General features: G+C 60.6%; 15 protein-coding genes and 1 pseudogene. 5 read left to right on the forward strand and 11 right to left on the reverse strand.

Annotated elements, in window-relative coordinates:
• The first annotated feature begins 173 nt into the window (after positions 1-173).
• Positions 174-1,097 (forward strand): LpxL/LpxP family Kdo(2)-lipid IV(A) lauroyl/palmitoleoyl acyltransferase, encoded by a 924-nt coding sequence (gene lpxL / locus BN1132_RS14530; protein ID WP_042078444.1) that lies wholly within the window; start codon positions 174-176, stop codon positions 1,095-1,097.
• 312 nt (positions 1,098-1,409) lie between these two features.
• Here the strand turns inward: lpxL and BN1132_RS14535 are convergent, their stop codons facing one another.
• From BN1132_RS14535 to BN1132_RS14545, 3 genes are all read right to left on the reverse strand, one after another.
• Positions 1,410-3,389: a bifunctional 2',3'-cyclic-nucleotide 2'-phosphodiesterase/3'-nucleotidase gene (locus BN1132_RS14535; protein WP_042078445.1), complete on the reverse strand. Its 1,980-nt coding sequence runs from the start codon at positions 3,387-3,389 to the stop codon at positions 1,410-1,412.
• 127 nt (positions 3,390-3,516) lie between these two features.
• A complete protein-coding gene (gene lysE / locus BN1132_RS14540; RefSeq protein ID WP_042078446.1) occupies positions 3,517-4,137 on the reverse strand; it encodes an L-lysine exporter in 621 nt (206 codons plus the stop codon).
• A 263-nt stretch (positions 4,138-4,400) separates the two neighbouring features.
• Complete coding sequence (locus BN1132_RS14545) at positions 4,401-5,183, reverse strand: LuxR family transcriptional regulator (RefSeq protein ID WP_042078448.1); 783 nt, start codon at positions 5,181-5,183, stop codon at positions 4,401-4,403.
• A 63-nt stretch (positions 5,184-5,246) separates the two neighbouring features.
• Between BN1132_RS14545 and BN1132_RS20025 the strand changes: the two are divergent.
• Positions 5,247-5,441: pseudogene (locus BN1132_RS20025) on the forward strand (acyl-homoserine-lactone synthase); the annotation flags it as partial.
• Between the two features lie 692 nt (positions 5,442-6,133).
• Here the strand turns inward: BN1132_RS20025 and BN1132_RS14550 are convergent.
• From BN1132_RS14550 to zapE, 8 genes are all read right to left on the reverse strand, one after another.
• Positions 6,134-6,565, reverse strand: a complete 432-nt coding sequence (locus tag BN1132_RS14550; protein WP_042078449.1) for a ClpXP protease specificity-enhancing factor — start codon at positions 6,563-6,565, stop codon at positions 6,134-6,136.
• Positions 6,562-7,191, reverse strand: a complete 630-nt coding sequence (gene sspA / locus BN1132_RS14555; RefSeq protein ID WP_039040485.1) for a stringent starvation protein SspA — start codon at positions 7,189-7,191, stop codon at positions 6,562-6,564. Before sspA ends, BN1132_RS14550 begins: the two co-directional genes overlap by 4 nt.
• A gap of 87 nt (positions 7,192-7,278) precedes the next feature.
• Entirely contained in the window at positions 7,279-8,013 is a 735-nt protein-coding gene (locus BN1132_RS14560; RefSeq protein ID WP_042078451.1) for a cytochrome c1, read from the reverse strand.
• Positions 8,010-9,227, reverse strand: coding sequence for a cytochrome b (locus BN1132_RS14565; RefSeq protein ID WP_042078452.1), 1,218 nt, complete (start codon positions 9,225-9,227; stop codon positions 8,010-8,012). The genes BN1132_RS14560 and BN1132_RS14565 overlap by 4 nt, the downstream gene beginning before the upstream one ends.
• A 2-nt stretch (positions 9,228-9,229) precedes the next feature.
• Positions 9,230-9,820: a ubiquinol-cytochrome c reductase iron-sulfur subunit gene (petA, locus tag BN1132_RS14570; protein ID WP_042078454.1), complete on the reverse strand. Its 591-nt coding sequence runs from the start codon at positions 9,818-9,820 to the stop codon at positions 9,230-9,232.
• A 298-nt stretch (positions 9,821-10,118) separates the two neighbouring features.
• Positions 10,119-10,511, reverse strand: coding sequence for a 30S ribosomal protein S9 (gene rpsI, locus BN1132_RS14575; RefSeq protein ID WP_005336286.1), 393 nt, complete (start codon positions 10,509-10,511; stop codon positions 10,119-10,121).
• 14 nt (positions 10,512-10,525) lie between these two features.
• Positions 10,526-10,954 (reverse strand): 50S ribosomal protein L13, encoded by a 429-nt coding sequence (rplM, locus tag BN1132_RS14580; RefSeq protein ID WP_005336289.1) that lies wholly within the window; start codon positions 10,952-10,954, stop codon positions 10,526-10,528.
• A gap of 266 nt (positions 10,955-11,220) precedes the next feature.
• Positions 11,221-12,315 (reverse strand): cell division protein ZapE, encoded by a 1,095-nt coding sequence (gene zapE, locus BN1132_RS14585; protein WP_042078456.1) that lies wholly within the window; start codon positions 12,313-12,315, stop codon positions 11,221-11,223.
• Between the two features lie 139 nt (positions 12,316-12,454).
• On the opposite strand from zapE, the gene BN1132_RS14590 reads away from it, so the two are divergent.
• The 3 genes from BN1132_RS14590 to degS all read left to right on the forward strand — a co-directional run bounded on the left by BN1132_RS14590 (position 12,455) and on the right by degS (position 15,492).
• Complete coding sequence (locus BN1132_RS14590) at positions 12,455-12,835, forward strand: Z-ring associated ZapG family protein (protein WP_042078458.1); 381 nt, start codon at positions 12,455-12,457, stop codon at positions 12,833-12,835.
• Between the two features lie 81 nt (positions 12,836-12,916).
• Positions 12,917-14,275 carry a Do family serine endopeptidase gene (locus BN1132_RS14595; RefSeq protein WP_042078459.1) on the forward strand — a complete coding sequence of 453 codons (1,359 nt, stop codon included), beginning with the start codon at positions 12,917-12,919 and terminating at the stop codon, positions 14,273-14,275.
• An 89-nt stretch (positions 14,276-14,364) separates the two neighbouring features.
• Positions 14,365-15,492 carry an outer membrane-stress sensor serine endopeptidase DegS gene (degS, locus tag BN1132_RS14600; RefSeq protein WP_042078460.1) on the forward strand — a complete coding sequence of 376 codons (1,128 nt, stop codon included), beginning with the start codon at positions 14,365-14,367 and terminating at the stop codon, positions 15,490-15,492.
• Positions 15,493-15,740: the final 248 nt, after the last annotated feature.

The raw sequence follows: 15,740 nt of genomic DNA on the forward strand, positions 1-15,740 counted from the left end.
CACCCGCCCCTGCCGACCCCTCTGACCAGGCGACGCTGATTCGCACCCGCCCCTGTTTTTCGGATAGAATCCCCAGATTGCGAGTGGCGCCATCCGCACGGCCAGGCACGAGCACGGCTCGTCCCCGTTCGGCTGGACTCCCCTATTTTGCGTTTGTGAACAAGAGACTCTTCATGGCCCAAGAACATGCTCCCAGCCTCGAACCCCGTCTGTTCCATCCCCGTTACTGGGGCAGCTGGTTCGGCCTCGGCCTGCTCTGGCTGCTGGTGTTGCTGCCCTGGCGCAGCCAGATGTGGCTGGGCCGCCAGCTCGGGACCCTGGCCCGCAAGGTGCTGAAATCCCGCGTCAAGATAGCGCGCCGCAACCTGGAGCTGGCCATGCCGGAGCTGAGCCGGGATCAGCGCGAGGCCCTGCTGGTGCAAAACTTCGAGAGCGTGGGCTGCGCCATCTTCGAGGTGGGGATCGCCTGGTTCTGGCCGGACTGGCGGATGCGCCGCCTCATGAAGGTGGAGGGGGAAGAGCATGTTATCCGGGCCGTTGAGCAAGGCCAGGGCATGCTGCTGCTCTCCTGCCACTTCCTCACCCTGGAACTCAACGCGCGCTGCTTCGGCCTGGTGCGGCCCGGGGTCGGCGTCTATCGCCCCAACACCAACCCGGTGCTGGAGTACGCCCAGTACCACGGCCGCTGCGCCTCCAACAAGTACCTGGTAGACCGCATGGACGTGAAGGGCATGATCAAGGCGCTGCGCAACGGCGATGCCCTCTGGTACGCGCCGGATCACGACTACGGCAGCCATGCCAGCGTCTTCGTGCCCTACTTCGCAGTCGAGCAGGCCGCCACCATCACGGGGACCGCCACCCTGGCGCGGGTCAAGAACACCGTCACCCTGCCCTGCTACAACATCCGCACCAAAGAGGGCTACACCCTGCATATAGGGGCGCCGCTGGAAGGCTACCCGAGCGGCGACGATCTGGCCGACGCCAGCCGCGCCAACCGCGAGATCGAGGCCGCCGTGCGCAAGGCCCCGGAGCAGTACATGTGGCTGCACCGCCGCTTCAAGACCCGTCCCAGCCCGGAAGATCCCAGTTACTACTGATAGAGGCATTCACCGCTGCTTCAAGACTCGCTTCGACCCGGAGGATGCCGGTTACTACTGGGAGACATTCATCACCTACCCAAGACTCGCTCCGACCCGGAGGATGCCGGTTACTACTGGGAGACATTCATCACCTCCCCAAGACCCGCTTCGACCCGGAGGATGCCGGTTACTACTGGGAGACATTCATCACCTACCCAAGACCCGCTTCGACCCGGAGGATCCGGGCTGCTGCCGATGGGATTGAGCAACCGGCCCCAATGAGAAAGCCCTCGCACTGCGAGGGCTTTTTGTTGTCTGCCCGAGCCCGCCTTACTGGCGGATCAGGCGGTAGATGGCGTAGCCGGGGTGCTTGGCATCGTCCATCGGCAGGGTGGACTGGTACGCCAGATCCGCACCGGCCAGCTGCTTGGCCTCCTCGCGGGGCGAGGAGTAGAGCCGCACGTCCACGTTGGCCGGCAGGGCCTTCATGTGCCAGTTGTTGTTGGCCGCCGGGCTGAAGCCCGCCGGGTTGTCAGCAGACTGGGCCTTCAGGTACTGGGCGATGATCTCGCGCGTCTCGAAGGGGTCTTCATGCACTATGTTGCTGCCGTCGATGCCCGGGAAGTGGCCGCCGCCGCTGGCGCGGTAGTTGTTGGTCACCACGTAGAACTTCTGGGCCGGATCGATGGGCTGGCCGTTGAAGGTGAGGCTGCTGATGCGCTGGCCATCGCTGACCTTGGCCCCTTCCTTGTTGTAACGGGCCGGCTGGGTGATATCCACCTCGTAGTTGACCCCGTCGATCACGTCGAAGTTGTAGGTGGGGAACTTCTCGTTCACCAGCCACTGCACCTCGGTCTTGCCGGTGTCGATCTGGTTGAACTGGCCGGCACTCATCTCCAGCCACTCCTTGACGGTGGCCCCGTTCACCTCGACCACCTGCAGGGTGTTCGGATAGATGTAGAGGTCGGAGACGTTGCGCAGGGAGATGTCCCCCTGGGCCACATAGGTGAAGTCGTTGATGCCGTTGCGACCGCCGCGGAAGGGGGCCGCCACCGACAGGATCGGATACGGCTCCTTGAGCAGGCCGTCTTGTTGCAACTGCTCGGCATGGCGGCGCTGGGCATCGCTCACCAGCTGGACCGAGGGGTCGTCCTGCACCAGGGCGAAGAAGCTGTGGATGGGAGAGGTGATCTTGCCGAGGGGCTCGTCCAGCCACTGGTTGGTGGCGTCGTGGTCCGCCTGCACCAGGTCCACCACCCGCTGATCCACGGCGCTGCCCTCGCTGGAGTCGATCTTGCGCAGGCTGGCCTGGCTCTGCTTCACCCGCCACTGGCCATCCACCTGCTCCAGCTTGAGGTCTATGATGCCGAGATGGTTGCCCCAGTAGCCGGGCATCACGGTCGGGATGCCGCCGAGGGTGCCCGCCTGGTTGTCCACCTCCGGCAGGTCCGGGAAGTCCCCGGGGAAGTTCTTGTGGGCGTGGCCCAGCATCAGGGCATCCACCCCCTTCACCTTGGCCAGGTGCCAGGCGGAGTTCTCCATCATGGCCTCGTAGCTGCTGGCATTGATGCCGGTATGGGCCACCACCACCACCACGTCGGCGCCCTTGGCGCGCAACTCGGGCACGTAGTGGTTGGCGGTCTCGACCATATCGGCCACCACCACCTTGCCCTCCAGATGGCGCTTGTCCCACTGCAGCACCTGGGGCGGGGTCAGGCCCAGGATGCCCACCTTGACGGTCTGCAGCTGGCCCTTGTCATCAGTCACCTGGCGATCCAGCAGCAGGTAGGGGGTGAACTTGTTGCCGCTCCAGTCTACTTGCCCCTTCGCATCGCGCTTGAAGGCGGCCGCCTCGAACACGTTGGCGTTCACATAGGGGAACTCAGCCCCCGCCAGCACCTTGCCGAGGTAATCCAGACCGTAGTTGAACTCGTGGTTGCCCAGGTTGCCGGCGTCATAGTCCAGCTCGTTCATCGCCTTGAACACCGGGTGGGCCTGCTTCTCCAGGTAACCGGCGCCGGACTGCTCGAAGATGTAGTCCGCCAGCGGCGTGCCCTGGATCAGGTCACCGTTGTCGAGCAGCAGGTTGTTGGGGTTCTCGGCGCGGGCGGCGCGGATCAGCAGGGCGGTGCGGGAGAGGCCAAACTTGCGGTCCTCCTTGTCCTGGTAGTAGTCGTACCCCAGCACGTTGGAGTGGATGTCGGAGGTCTGGATCAGGCGCAGGGAGACAGTCCCCGGCTGTGCCTTGCTGTCGTTTTCGTTGCTGCAGGCAGACAGCAGCACTATGGTGGCGATGGCCCCCAGCTTCATGGTGTTTTTCACTGTATTTTCCCTTTTATTATGAGTAACGCTTTACCAGCGCCGGGAATTTAACAGACGAATATGTCAGCATATGAAGCCGGGACTCATTTTTATGAAGCGCGGCACAAAAATAGCCTTATGAGGCCATCAGTGCCCCGCTGGCCAGCTTGACCGCCAGCACCAGCATGATGAGACCAACAACAAGATCAATGGCTTGCTGTACCCGCCCCCGAGAAAGCCAGGGGGAAAGCGCCGCCGCCCCGAACGCCAATCCGTAAAACCAGACCAGGGAGGCCAGCATGGCCCCAGCCGCGAAGGCGGGCCGCAGATCCTCGGCAAACTGGCTGCCGAAGGAGCCGAGCAGCATCAGGGTATCCAGATAGACGTGGGGGTTGAGCAGGGTCACCCCGAGCGTCATGGCCAATACCCCCTTGACCCCCATCAGTTGGGGGGAATCCGCCAGGGCAGCCCCCTGCCCGCGCCAGGCACTGCGCAGGGAGCGCACACCGAACCAGCCGAGGAAGAGTACGCCGCCCCAGGTTAGCAGCGCCAGCCCCACTGGACTGGCCGCCAGCAGGTTGGCACCGCCGAACACACCTAGGCCGATCAACACGAGATCGCACAGGCAGCAGAGGGTCGCCGTCAGCAGATGGTGGTTGCGGTGGATGCCCCGGCTCAACACGAAGGCGTTCTGGGCCCCGATGGGGATGATCATGGCGAGGCCGAGGGTGAAGCCTTGCAGGGTGGTGGCAAACATGGGATGCGTTCCTGTGAAAGAGTTGGACGCACTATAAGGGGGCGCAGGTAATCAGAGAAATTCATTCATTTTCTGATGCATTCATAAAACTGATGATATTCGCGCCGAAACCACACAAAGAAGGTTGTCAATTGCAGGATCTGACAATTGTGGGGCCCCGGTCACCACCCCGAGAATCGGCGGGATGAGGGAGCGGCGCAGGACAGCGGGCGATGGCGACAGGGGAGATGCCGGGCGACGGAGCAATGCCGCCCGGTCGAGGCTCACTGCAGCAGCTTGGGGAAGTTGGTGACCACCACCTGCTCCAGGTTCGGCAGCAATATGCCGCTGCTCACCCCCTTGGCGATGGCCTGATAGCGGTTCATCGACCCCGTCTTGCGGGTCACCTGATTGAGGTGGTAGTTCACGGTACGCTCCGTGATCCCGAGGATGCAGGCGATCTCGCCCGAGGTCTTCCCCTCGCTGGCCCAGAACAGGCACTCGGTCTCCCGTTCGGTCAGTGCCTCCTGGGGATCATCCTCCCTCATGCTGCTGCGCACCACCCTGATCGCCGCCTCGAAGATGTAACTGGACATCCAGGAGAGGATGGGCGAAGACTCCAGCATCAGATCGCTCGACGCCCTCTCCCGGGTGATGAACGACAGTATGCCGTTCTCCCCCGCCGCCCCGTGCAACGGGAACGAAATGCCGTTGCGCAGCCCGAACTCCGCCGCCAGCCCCATCACGTCCATGCTCCCCTCTTGCAGGAAGCGCGCCTTCTCGTCCAGCCGGTTCCAGTAGATGGGCAGGGTCTGCCTGCGGGCAAGCTGGATGATGGGATCGCAGGCCAGCATGTTGTTCACCGTGTAGGCCTGTACCCAGGAGTCGGGGCACTGGTTGAACAGCACCACCTTGGGCCTCTGCATCGACATGGGCAGGATGAGCGCAAACCTATAGTAGTCGTAGCCCATTCCCAGGGTGAAGCGGCCGATCAGCTCCGCCAGCCGGTTGCCATCGGTCACCAGGGTGAAATGTTCCAGATACTCAAGCAGTTGGTCGCGTGTCATAGGCTAGCCCCCCTGGCCAAGGCCTTGGATTATAGCGCCTAACCATGAAATGGAGAGACATGAATGCTTGTTTTCAAAGGAAAACTGAGAGAACACCCCAGATGGGAGGTCGAAAACGAGCTTTATCGCTTTCGCAAGCACGTCTTCTCCGATCGACTCGGTTGGGATGTGGGATCCCACCGGGGGCTGGAGCAGGACAGTTTCGACAAACCCGATACCAACCAAACTCAGATTGAGGCCAGACGGGGTGTGTACGGGGTTGAGCCAATACCGGTGAAACTCATCAGTCGACGACTCAGCACAACACCTTGGCGTGGGCACCGATCTGTCTGCCTGCTCGCTAATCCGCTCAGCCAGGGAGCCGCAGGTTCGCTCTGGGCTGACAGGAGCGGTTGGGTAACCTGGGGCGAATCGAAGCCTGCATGCATGCATGCATGCATCAGGATGTCGGGGATCAGCTTGAAACCCCAGACTCCCGATGGCAGCACGATGTCAGATTCGAGCAGCATCGTGGCTCTGGTTGCCAGTCAGTACTCACCCAGCAATGCAGGTGGCCTGCTGCTCAGGCGTCTGACACCGGCATAGCGCATGCTGGAGGTCCTCACAGCTCGCCTGAACATCTCGAGAGTTGTTTTGTTGCCGATGGCGAGGAGGCGGACATATCGTGGAGCGATCAACGCTACTCAACGGCCAAAACAGGGGCTTGCAGGCGAACCAAGGGGAGCCGCAGTCGGCTTCCATCGCAATAGACTGGTGGATACTAGGTCATGCGAGCTGCACGGGGGGACTGGCACTTGAAGAGGGGTTGCACTGGACATCCCAACGAGATGGAAGCCGTGTTTGCCAACGCCAAAGAGTGTGATATTTCCCTGCGTGACAGAAAAGCAGCCCATCAGACATAGCCTACCGGGCTGCGCATCACATTAACGCAGCCATGAGGCTGCGTTTTTTTATTTGATGACTTTCAAAGTCGGGCGACCCGAGGGGCGCGGCGGCTCGGGGTCCGGCTCGGGCTGTGTCTGGGTTTCCGCCTGCTCCAGCCAGAGATCGTAGCCAGGCTCGGGCGGGAACAGGGTCCCGACACCGTTCTCCCGGGCGTGGATGGCCAGCACGGCCGCCATCGGGATGTAGACCTGCTGCGACACGCCACCGAAACGGGCGCTGAAGCTGACTGCATCATTATCCATGTGGAACTGGCCAACGGCCCGAGGCGCAATGTTCAGGACGATCTGGCCATCCTGAACGAACTGCATCGGCACCATCACATGGGGGATGTTCGCATTGACCACCAGGTGAGGGGTCAGGTCGTTATCCAGCAACCAGTCGAAAAACGCCCGCAACAGATATGGGCGACTGGGGGTCATCGTCGGTTCCATGCTCATACGCCGGCGCGGATCTCGCGCTCGGCTTCGGTCAGGGAAGCCTGGAAGGATTCGCGCTCGAACAGGCGCACCATGTAGGCCTTCAGCTCCTTGGCTCCACGACCGGTGAAGTCGATACCCAGGCTCGGAAGACGCCACAGCAGCGGAGCCATGTAGCAGTCCACCAGACCGAATTCCTCGCTCATGAAGTAGGGCATCTCGCCGAAGATGGGGGCGATGGCCAGCAGGTTGTCACGCAGCTCGGCGCGGGCGGCTTCGGTATCCGTGCCCGCCATGATCTTGTCGGCCAGGGAGTACCAGTCCAGCTCGATGCGGTGCATCATCAGACGGCTGTTGCCACGCGCCACCGGATAGACAGGCATCAGGGGCGGGTGCGGGAAACGCTCGTCCAGGTACTCCATGATGATGCGCGAGGTGTACAGAGCCAGCTCGCGATCCACCAGGGTCGGCACAGTGTTGTACGGGTTCAGCTCGGCCAACTCGTCCGGCAGGTTGGCAGGATCCACCTGGCAGATATCCACGCTAACACCCTTCTCCGCCAGGACAATGCGCACCTGATGGCTGAACATATCGTTGGCACCGGAAAACAGCGTCATTACCGAACGCTTATTGGCAGCTACAGCCATTGAACCCTCCCGTCATTAAAAAGCAGAAACGGCAATGAAGCATGTCTGTCTTCATTGCCGTGCGTCATATTACTCCGATCTGGTCGCTTAGTGAACGTCGCGCCAGAATTCCTTCTTCAACAGCACAGTGAAGATGAAGAAGATAGCGATGAAACCGAGCACCCAGAAGCCCATGCGTTCGCGCTCCTGCTGCACCGGCTCAGCCGAGTAGACCAAGAAGTTTACCAGATCCAGTACCGTCTGATCATATTCTTCGTTGTTCATTTCACCGTTGCCGTCAGATTTGATGCTGACAACCTGCTGGACATCGACGCCATCGACCTTGTGGGTCGTGAATTCGGCGCGGGGCGTCCCCTGCAGCGGCTCCAGTACGTGAGGCATGCCCACGGACGGGAAGACGGCGTTGTTCACTCCGAACGGTCGGGTCTCGTCCACGTAGAAGGAACGCAGATAGGTATACACCCAGTCAGCGCCCCGCACCCTGGCGACCAGGGTCAGGTCGGGGGGCGGCGCACCGAACCACTTGGCCGCATCCTTCTCGGACATGGCGCTCTTCATCAGGTCGCCAATCTTGGCGCCGGTGAAGATCAGGTTCTCCTTCATCAGCTCTTCCGGAATGCCGATGTCGGCGGCCACCCGGTTGTAACGCTGATACTGGGTGGAGTGGCAACCGGCACAGTAGTTCATGAAGGTGGCGGCGCCCCGTTGCAGGGATGCCTTGTCGCTCAGGTCGTACTCCGCCTTGTCGAGGGGGAAGCCGCTGCCCGCGGCCAACACCAGACCGGGCAGAAGGGCCAGCACTGCAAAAATTATTCTTTTCATTTGAATGTCACCCTCTCCGGCAGCGGCTTGGTGCGCTCATTCTTGCTGTAGAAGAACAACAGGACGAAGAACCCGAAATAACCCAGAGTACAGATTTGGGCGATCAGGGTCAGCGTCGGGGTCGATGGCAACACCCCCAGCACACCCAGAATGATGAAGCAGACCACGAACTGGGCGATGTTCAGCTTGTGCAGGGTGCTGCGATAGCGTACCGAACGCACCTTGCAGCGATCCAGCCAGGGCAGCAGGAACAGCACGACGATGGAGAGCCCCATCATGACGACCCCCAGCAGCTTGTCCGGCACCGCCCGCAGGATGGCGTAGAAGGGAGTGAAGTACCATACCGGGGCGATGTGCGCCGGGGTCTTCAGCCCGTTCGCCACCTCGAAGTTCGGCTTCTCGAGGAAGTAACCCCACATGTCCGGCTTGAAGAAGATGATGGCGCAGAAGAAGAACAGGAAACCGGCCACACCGATCATGTCCTTGACGGTGAAGTAGGGGTGGAATGCCACCGCATCCAGCGGCCAGCCGTTCTCGTCCTTGTGCTTCTTGATGTCGATGCCGTCCGGGTTGTTGGAACCCACTTCGTGCAGCGCCAGGATGTGCATGGCCACCAGCATCACCAGCACCAGCGGCAGTGCGATGACGTGCAGCGCGAAGAAGCGGTTCAGGGTGGCGCCCGAGATGACGTAGTCACCGCGGATCCACAAGGTCAGATCATCACCGATGACCGGAATGGCACCGAACAGCGAGATGATGACCTGGGCCCCCCAGAACGACATCTGGCCCCAGGGCAACAGATAGCCCATGAAGGCTTCTGCCATCAGCACCAGGAAGATCAGCATGCCGAAGATCCACAGCAGTTCGCGCGGCTTCTGGTAAGAGCCGTAGATCATGCCGCGGAACATGTGTAGATAGACCACCACAAAGAAGGCGGAGGCGCCGGTGGAGTGCATGTAGCGCAGCAGCCAGCCGTAATCCACATCCCGCATGATGTACTCGACGGAGGCGAAGGCCCCCTCTGCCGACGGGTTATAGTTCATGGTGAGCCAGATGCCCGTGATGATCTGGTTGACCAGCACCAGCATGGCGAGGGAACCGAAGAAGTACCAGAAGTTCAGGTTCTTGGGAGCCGGATACTTGGCCATGTGATCGTTGTACATGGCCGTGAGCGGGAAACGATCGTCAATCCAGCCCATGAGTTTGGCAAACATGGTCAGGCCTCCTTGCCATCGGCACCCACCAGAATGGTGGTGTCGCTAAGAAATTGGTATGGCGGAATGACCAGGTTCAGCGGTGCGGGCACGCCCTGGAACACCCGACCGGCCATATCGAACTTGGAACCATGGCACGGGCAGAAGAAGCCGGAGGTCACCCCTTGCACCTGTTCGCCGAAGCTGTCCGGCAGGTAGGAGGGGGAACAGCCCAGATGAGTACAGATGCCCACGGCAACGAAGATCTCGGGCTTGATGGATCTGTAGCCGTTGTGGGCATAGTCCGGCTGCTGTGGTTCGTCCGAGGATGGGTCTCGCAACTGACTATCGTGGGCAGCCAGGGCATCCAGCGTCTGCTTGGTACGCTTCACCACCCAGACCGGCTTGCCGCGCCATTCGACGCGGATCAGCTGACCCGGCTCCAACTTGCTGATATCCACCTCTACCGGTGCGCCCGCCGCTTTGGCTTTGGCACTCGGGTTCCATGACTTTATAAACGGCACTGCGGTAAAAGCAGCTCCTACTCCGCCAACGGCAACCGTTGACCAGGTAAGAAATCTGCGGCGACCGGTATCAACTGGCGCATTGCTCATCCAAAAACTCTCCCATGTGGACTCCGCTCATTCTTATAGTGTCCCCGTTTCCTATCTCCTCTCCCTGACAACTGCGGCGGAAGCGGAGTGGCAATTGACACAGAAAGACCATGGAAATTTTAAAGAAAAGATAACAATTTGACAAGAAAGGGAAGCGATGGGCAAAAACAATAAATACACAAATTTTTGTCTTTTGTGACGTATGCTTAGCATTGACGTATGTAAGATTACCAATAAAAAAAGCCTGGCACGTGGCCAGGCTTTTTTGACACTCGTGAGAGTGCGTACCAAAAGCGGATTAACGCTTGGAGTACTGCGGACGCTTACGCGCTTTGTGCAGACCGACTTTCTTACGCTCAACCTTACGGGCATCGCGAGTAACAAAGCCTGCTTTACGCAGTTCGGAACGCAGGGTCTCGTCGTACTGCATCAGAGCACGAGTGATACCGTGGCGGATCGCACCAGCTTGACCGGAGATGCCACCACCGTTAACGGTGATGTACAGATCCAGTTTCTCGGTCATCTCGACCAGTTCCAGCGGCTGACGAACTACCATGCGGGCAGTCGGACGGCCGAAGTATTGCTCCAGGGAGCGCTGGTTGATTACGATTTTACCGCTACCCGCTTTGATGAAGACGCGAGCAGTGGAGCTTTTGCGACGGCCGGTACCGTAGTATTGATTTTCTGCCATGTTGCCAGTTCCCGTTAGATATCCAGTACTTGAGGTTGCTGAGCAGCATGAGCGTGCTCTGCGCCTGCGTAAACTTTCAGCTTACGGAACATGGCACGGCCCAGCGGGCCCTTCGGCAGCATGCCCTTGACGGCAGCTTCGATTACCATTTCCGGCTTGCGCTGAATCAGCTTGTCAAAGCTGATGGACTTGATACCACCCGGGAAACCGGAGTGAGCGTGGTACATTTTGTCGGTAAATTTCTTACCGGTTACGTGTACCTTCTCGGCGTTTACAACGATGATGTAGTCACCGGTGTCAACGTGCGGAGTGTACTCGGCTTTGTGCTTACCACGCAGACGAGCAGCGATCTCGGTTGCGATACGACCCAGAGTTTTACCTTCTGCGTCCACAATGTACCAGTCACGTTTTACGGTTTCTGGCTTGGCAACGAAAGTTTTCATTAAGTTAAACCCAATTACCTGTTACAGACCCAATTGCTTATGGGGGCTCTCCCACAAACAACAAACGATGGCCTACCTGTACCCCTTCGAATACAAGTAAAGCTTAAAGTGTTGCTGTCTTATCGACAGCTGTAACGTGGGCCGGGCGATTATAAGTGAAGTTGCCTTAAATATCACCTGCTAATTTCACTGCCATGAAACCAGCAAATGTCGCCCGGCCCTACCTGCCGCAGATGCCCATCCGACTGGCAGGCGCGGTATTGTGACTAAGGAAGGTGCACTCTGGCAAGGTATTCGTGAGATTGCATCTCCTGGAGCCGTGAAAGGCAACGCTTGAATTCGAAATTCAGCAGGCCGTTGCCATAGAGCGCCTGCATGGGCACCGCCGCCGACAGGATGAGCTTGACGTGCCGCTCATAGAACTCGTCCACCATGGCGATGAAGCGGCGGGCGGCATCGTCCGTCCCCGAGCCCATGGGCTGTACATTGGCCAGCAGCACGGTGTGAAACTCCCGGGCCAGTTCGATGTAGTCTCCCTGGGAGCGGGGGGTGCAGCAGAGCTGCTCAAACTCCATGTAGAGCACCCCCTCCCCCATCCCCAACGCGCTCAGCTGGCGGTGATTTACCTCCAGCCTAGTGGGGCTCGCCTGAGGCAACCCGGTCAGTTGCCCAAAATAGCGGTCGAGGTTGCACCTGGCCTGCTCGTCCAGCGGAAAGTGATAGATCTCCGCCTGCTCCAGGGTGCGCAGACGGTAGTCGATGCCCCCATCCACATTGAGTACCTCGCAGTGGCGTTCGATGAGCGCGATGGCCGGCAGGAAACGGGCCCGCTGCAGGCCGTTTCGATACAGATCCTGCGGCGGTATGTTCGACGTGGCCACCAGCACCACGCCGTGGCCGAACAGCTCCTGGAACAGGGTGCCCAGCAGCATGGCATCCGTGATGTCTGAAACGAAGAACTCATCGAAGCAGATGACATCTGTCTCGTCGGCCAGCTTGCGGGCGATCAGCTTGAGTGGATCGGCCTGCCCGGTCAGCTCCTTGAGCTCGTCATGCACCCTGTGCATGAAACGGTGGAAGTGGATGCGCAACTTGCGCTCTCCCGGCAGACTCTCAAAAAAAGTATCCATCAGCCAGGTCTTGCCTCTGCCCACACCGCCCCACATATATAACCCCTGGATGGGGTCGCGGGTCTTCGGCTTTTGCAGCCAGCCCAGCAGGCCGCGGGATCTGGTCGGAGTCGGGCTGGCACACAGATCCTGATAGAGTCGCTCCAGGCGGGTCACGGCCATGGCCTGGGCCGGGTCGGCCACAAAGCCGGGACGCTGCAAATCCTGCTGATATTTTTGCTGCGGGGTCATCCTGTAAACCGCCTCCAAGTCCCTGAATGAGGGACAAAATGGTATCACGCTCTCGGGGGGCACGGTATAGTGCCAACGAGGCGTTGCGGTCAATCCGACCGCTTCAAATTCATCGATTTAGCTGTAACAAGGAGCTTCTATGACTCTGCTTAACGGGATCCTGCTGGCGGTTGCCGCCCTGATCATCGGCGTCTTGATCGGCCGTTTCACTGTCCGCAGCCGGGATGCCGGACGCCTGGAACAGGAGCTGAAAAAGGCTCACAAGGAGCTGGAGAGCTATCAGGGCCAGATCACCACCCACTTCGCCGACAGCGCCGCCCTGATGGAGCAACTGGCCGAACAGTACCAGACCCTCTATCGCCACATGGCCGAACAGAGCAAGTTCCTGGCCAAGGCGCAGGAGCCGCTGTTCCGTGAGCCTCAGGTGGAAGAGACAAGCGACGCCTCTACCGGTGAAGAGCCGGGTCAGCCCCCCCGTGATTACGCGGGTGCCTCCGGTCTGCTGAAGCAGCCCGGCTAGTCTCTGGTGGAACTAATTACGCCTTATCGTGGTCAGACCTTGACGATTGCACTGCAACTTTTTCTGGGAGCTGTTTCTCATATGCGTAAATCTCTTTCTGTATTCAGTGTCTTAGCCCTCAGTGTCGGTATCGCCCTGTCCGCAGCGCCGGCACAAGCCGCCCTGCCCCTGATGGGCAACAGCCAGGAGATGCCGAGCCTGGCCCCCGTCCTCGAGCAGGTGACCCCTGCCGTGGTCAACATCTCCGTCTCTGGCAAGAAGATCACTCGCCAGCGCCTGCCGGAACAATTCCGCTTCTTCTTCGGCCCCAACATGCCTGACGAGCAGGTGAGCGAGCAGCCGTTCCAGGCGCTGGGCTCCGGCGTCATCATCGATGCCAAGAAGGGCTACGTGATCACCAACGCCCACGTGGTCCACGAGGCGGACGAGATCAAGGTCAACCTGAAAGACGGTCGCGAGTACGCGGCCAAGAAGATCGGCGAGGACAAGCAGTCGGACATCGCCCTGCTGCAGATCAAGGCCGAGGATCTGGTGCAGATCAAGTTTGCCGACTCCGACGAGCTGAGGGTGGGTGACTACGCCCTCGCCATCGGCAACCCGTTCGGCCTGGGCCAGACCGTCACCTCCGGCATCGTCAGCGCCCTGGGACGCAGCGGCCTCAACATCGAGAACCTGGAGAACTTCATCCAGACCGATGCGGCCATCAACTCGGGCAACTCCGGTGGCGCCCTGCTCAACCTGCGCGGCGAGCTGATCGGCATCAACACCGCCATCCTGGGCCCGAACGGCGGCAACATCGGCATCGGCTTCGCCATCCCGTCCAACATGGTGCGCGACCTGTCCGAGCAGATCGTGAAGTATGGTGAAGTGCGCCGCGGCCAGCTGGGGATCACCGGCACCGAGCTCACCAGCGAGATCGCCAAAACCTTCGGCTACAACAAGAAGGACGGCGCCTTCGTCAACCAGGTCATGCCCGACTCCGCCGCCGCCAAGGCGGGTATCAAGGCGGGCGACATCATCATCAGCATCGACGGCAAGCCCATCCGCTCCTTCGGTGAGCTGCGCGCCAAGATCGCCACCATGGGGGCCGACAAGCAGGTCGCCCTCGGCCTCATCCGCGACGGCAAGGAGCAGACCGTCAAGGTCACCCTGAAGAAGGCCGATGACAGCGAGATCCTCGCCAGCGCCCTGCACCCGGCACTGGAAGGGGCCAAGCTCAGCACCACCACGGAGCCGGTGACCGGCGTGGCCGTTGCCGATATCGATCCGCGCTCCCCTGCGGCCGCCTCCGGCCTGCAGAAGGGCGACATCATCATCGGGGTCAACCGCCTGCGCATCAACTCCATGGGTGAACTGACCAAGGCACTGAAGAACAAGCCGGACGTGCTGGCGCTGAACATCCAGCGCGGCGACTCCTCCCTCTATTTGGTGATCCGTTAAGTCCCTCACACCCGCGGCAACCGCCGCGGGTGATTTTTATCCACCGATGATGTTATTCTCTGCGCGCAGCGTGTACGGACGAGAATGACATGAAAATCCCACCTTTGATCAGTTACTTGGGCAAGTCTGTCGGCTTTGGCCTCACCGTGGCTGCACTCCTGTTGCTGTTGTTTCCCAGTTTTCGCGGCGGCGCTCCCCTGCCGGGCCTCATCACCAATGCTCGCGAGTTGAGCTTCTCCTACGCCGCCCATAGGGCCGGCCCGGCCGTCGTCAACATCTACACCCGCAGCTTCGCCGGCAATCGCGGTGAAAAAGCTGAACTCAGGCCCCAGGGGCTAGGCTCCGGCGTCATCATGAACCAGCGCGGCCACGTGCTCACCAACTATCACGTCATCGCCGACGCGGATCAGATCATCGTCGCCCTGCAGGATGGGCGAGTATTCAGCGCCGAGCTGGTCGGCACCGATCAGCTGACCGACCTGGCGGTGCTCTACATCGAATCGGACAACCTGCCGGTGATCCCGCAGGATCCGGAGCGTCTGCCGGACGTGGGGGACGTAGTGCTCGCCATCGGCAATCCCTATAACGTAGGCCAGACCATCACCCAGGGCATCATCAGTGCCACCGGCCGCATCGGCCTTTCCAGCATGGGGCCGGACAGCAACGGCCGGCAGGATCTGCTGCAGACCGACGCCGCCATCAACGAGGGCAACTCGGGAGGGGCTCTGGTCAATGCCCGCGGCGACCTGGTGGGCATCAACACCGCCGCCTACCACCTCAATGGCAACCAGGAGAGCTACGGCATCAGCTTCGCCATTCCTTACAAGCTGGCCAAGCGCATCATGGACGAGCTGATCGCCAACGGCCGGGTGATCCGAGGTTACCTCGGCATCTCCAGCGTCGAGATCAACCCCATAGTGGCGCGCATGCTGAACCTCGGAGATCTGCAGGGCCTGGTGGTGGAGAGCCTGGATCCCAACGGTCCCGCCACCAAGGCCGGCCTCAGGCGCGGAGACGTGCTGCTCAAGATCAACGGCGAGGCCATCACGGGCGTGCGTCCCGTCATGGACAAGATCGTCGAGAGCCGCCCCGGCACCAGGCTCATCATCTCGGTGATCCGCAATGGCAAGCCGCTGGACGTCGAAGTCGTCATCGAAGAGGATCTTCGCTACCAGAATCAGAACCTGCCGACCAGCGGCGCCGTCCCCGCCACCTGACCGGCACACCTTCGCAGGGCCCGAGAGGGCCCTTTCTTGTATCTGCAGCCCTCCGGCTCCCGCTTGTTCGTGAGATGACTCACGGTTTTCACCGATGCGGCCTCGGGGTGCGGAACCGCCAAAACGCGACTCCGATCACGCCCCACCGTCCCCTGATCCCCCCTTTTCCCCCTCTTCACCACAGAAATGGCCTCTCCCGACGCCGTTTCCTCCGGATTTCCGTTTCGAATCGGAAAAACCCTGCCTCC

It is taken from the genome of Aeromonas sanarellii (assembly GCF_000820085.1).
Lineage (GTDB): Bacteria > Pseudomonadota > Gammaproteobacteria > Enterobacterales > Aeromonadaceae > Aeromonas > Aeromonas sanarellii.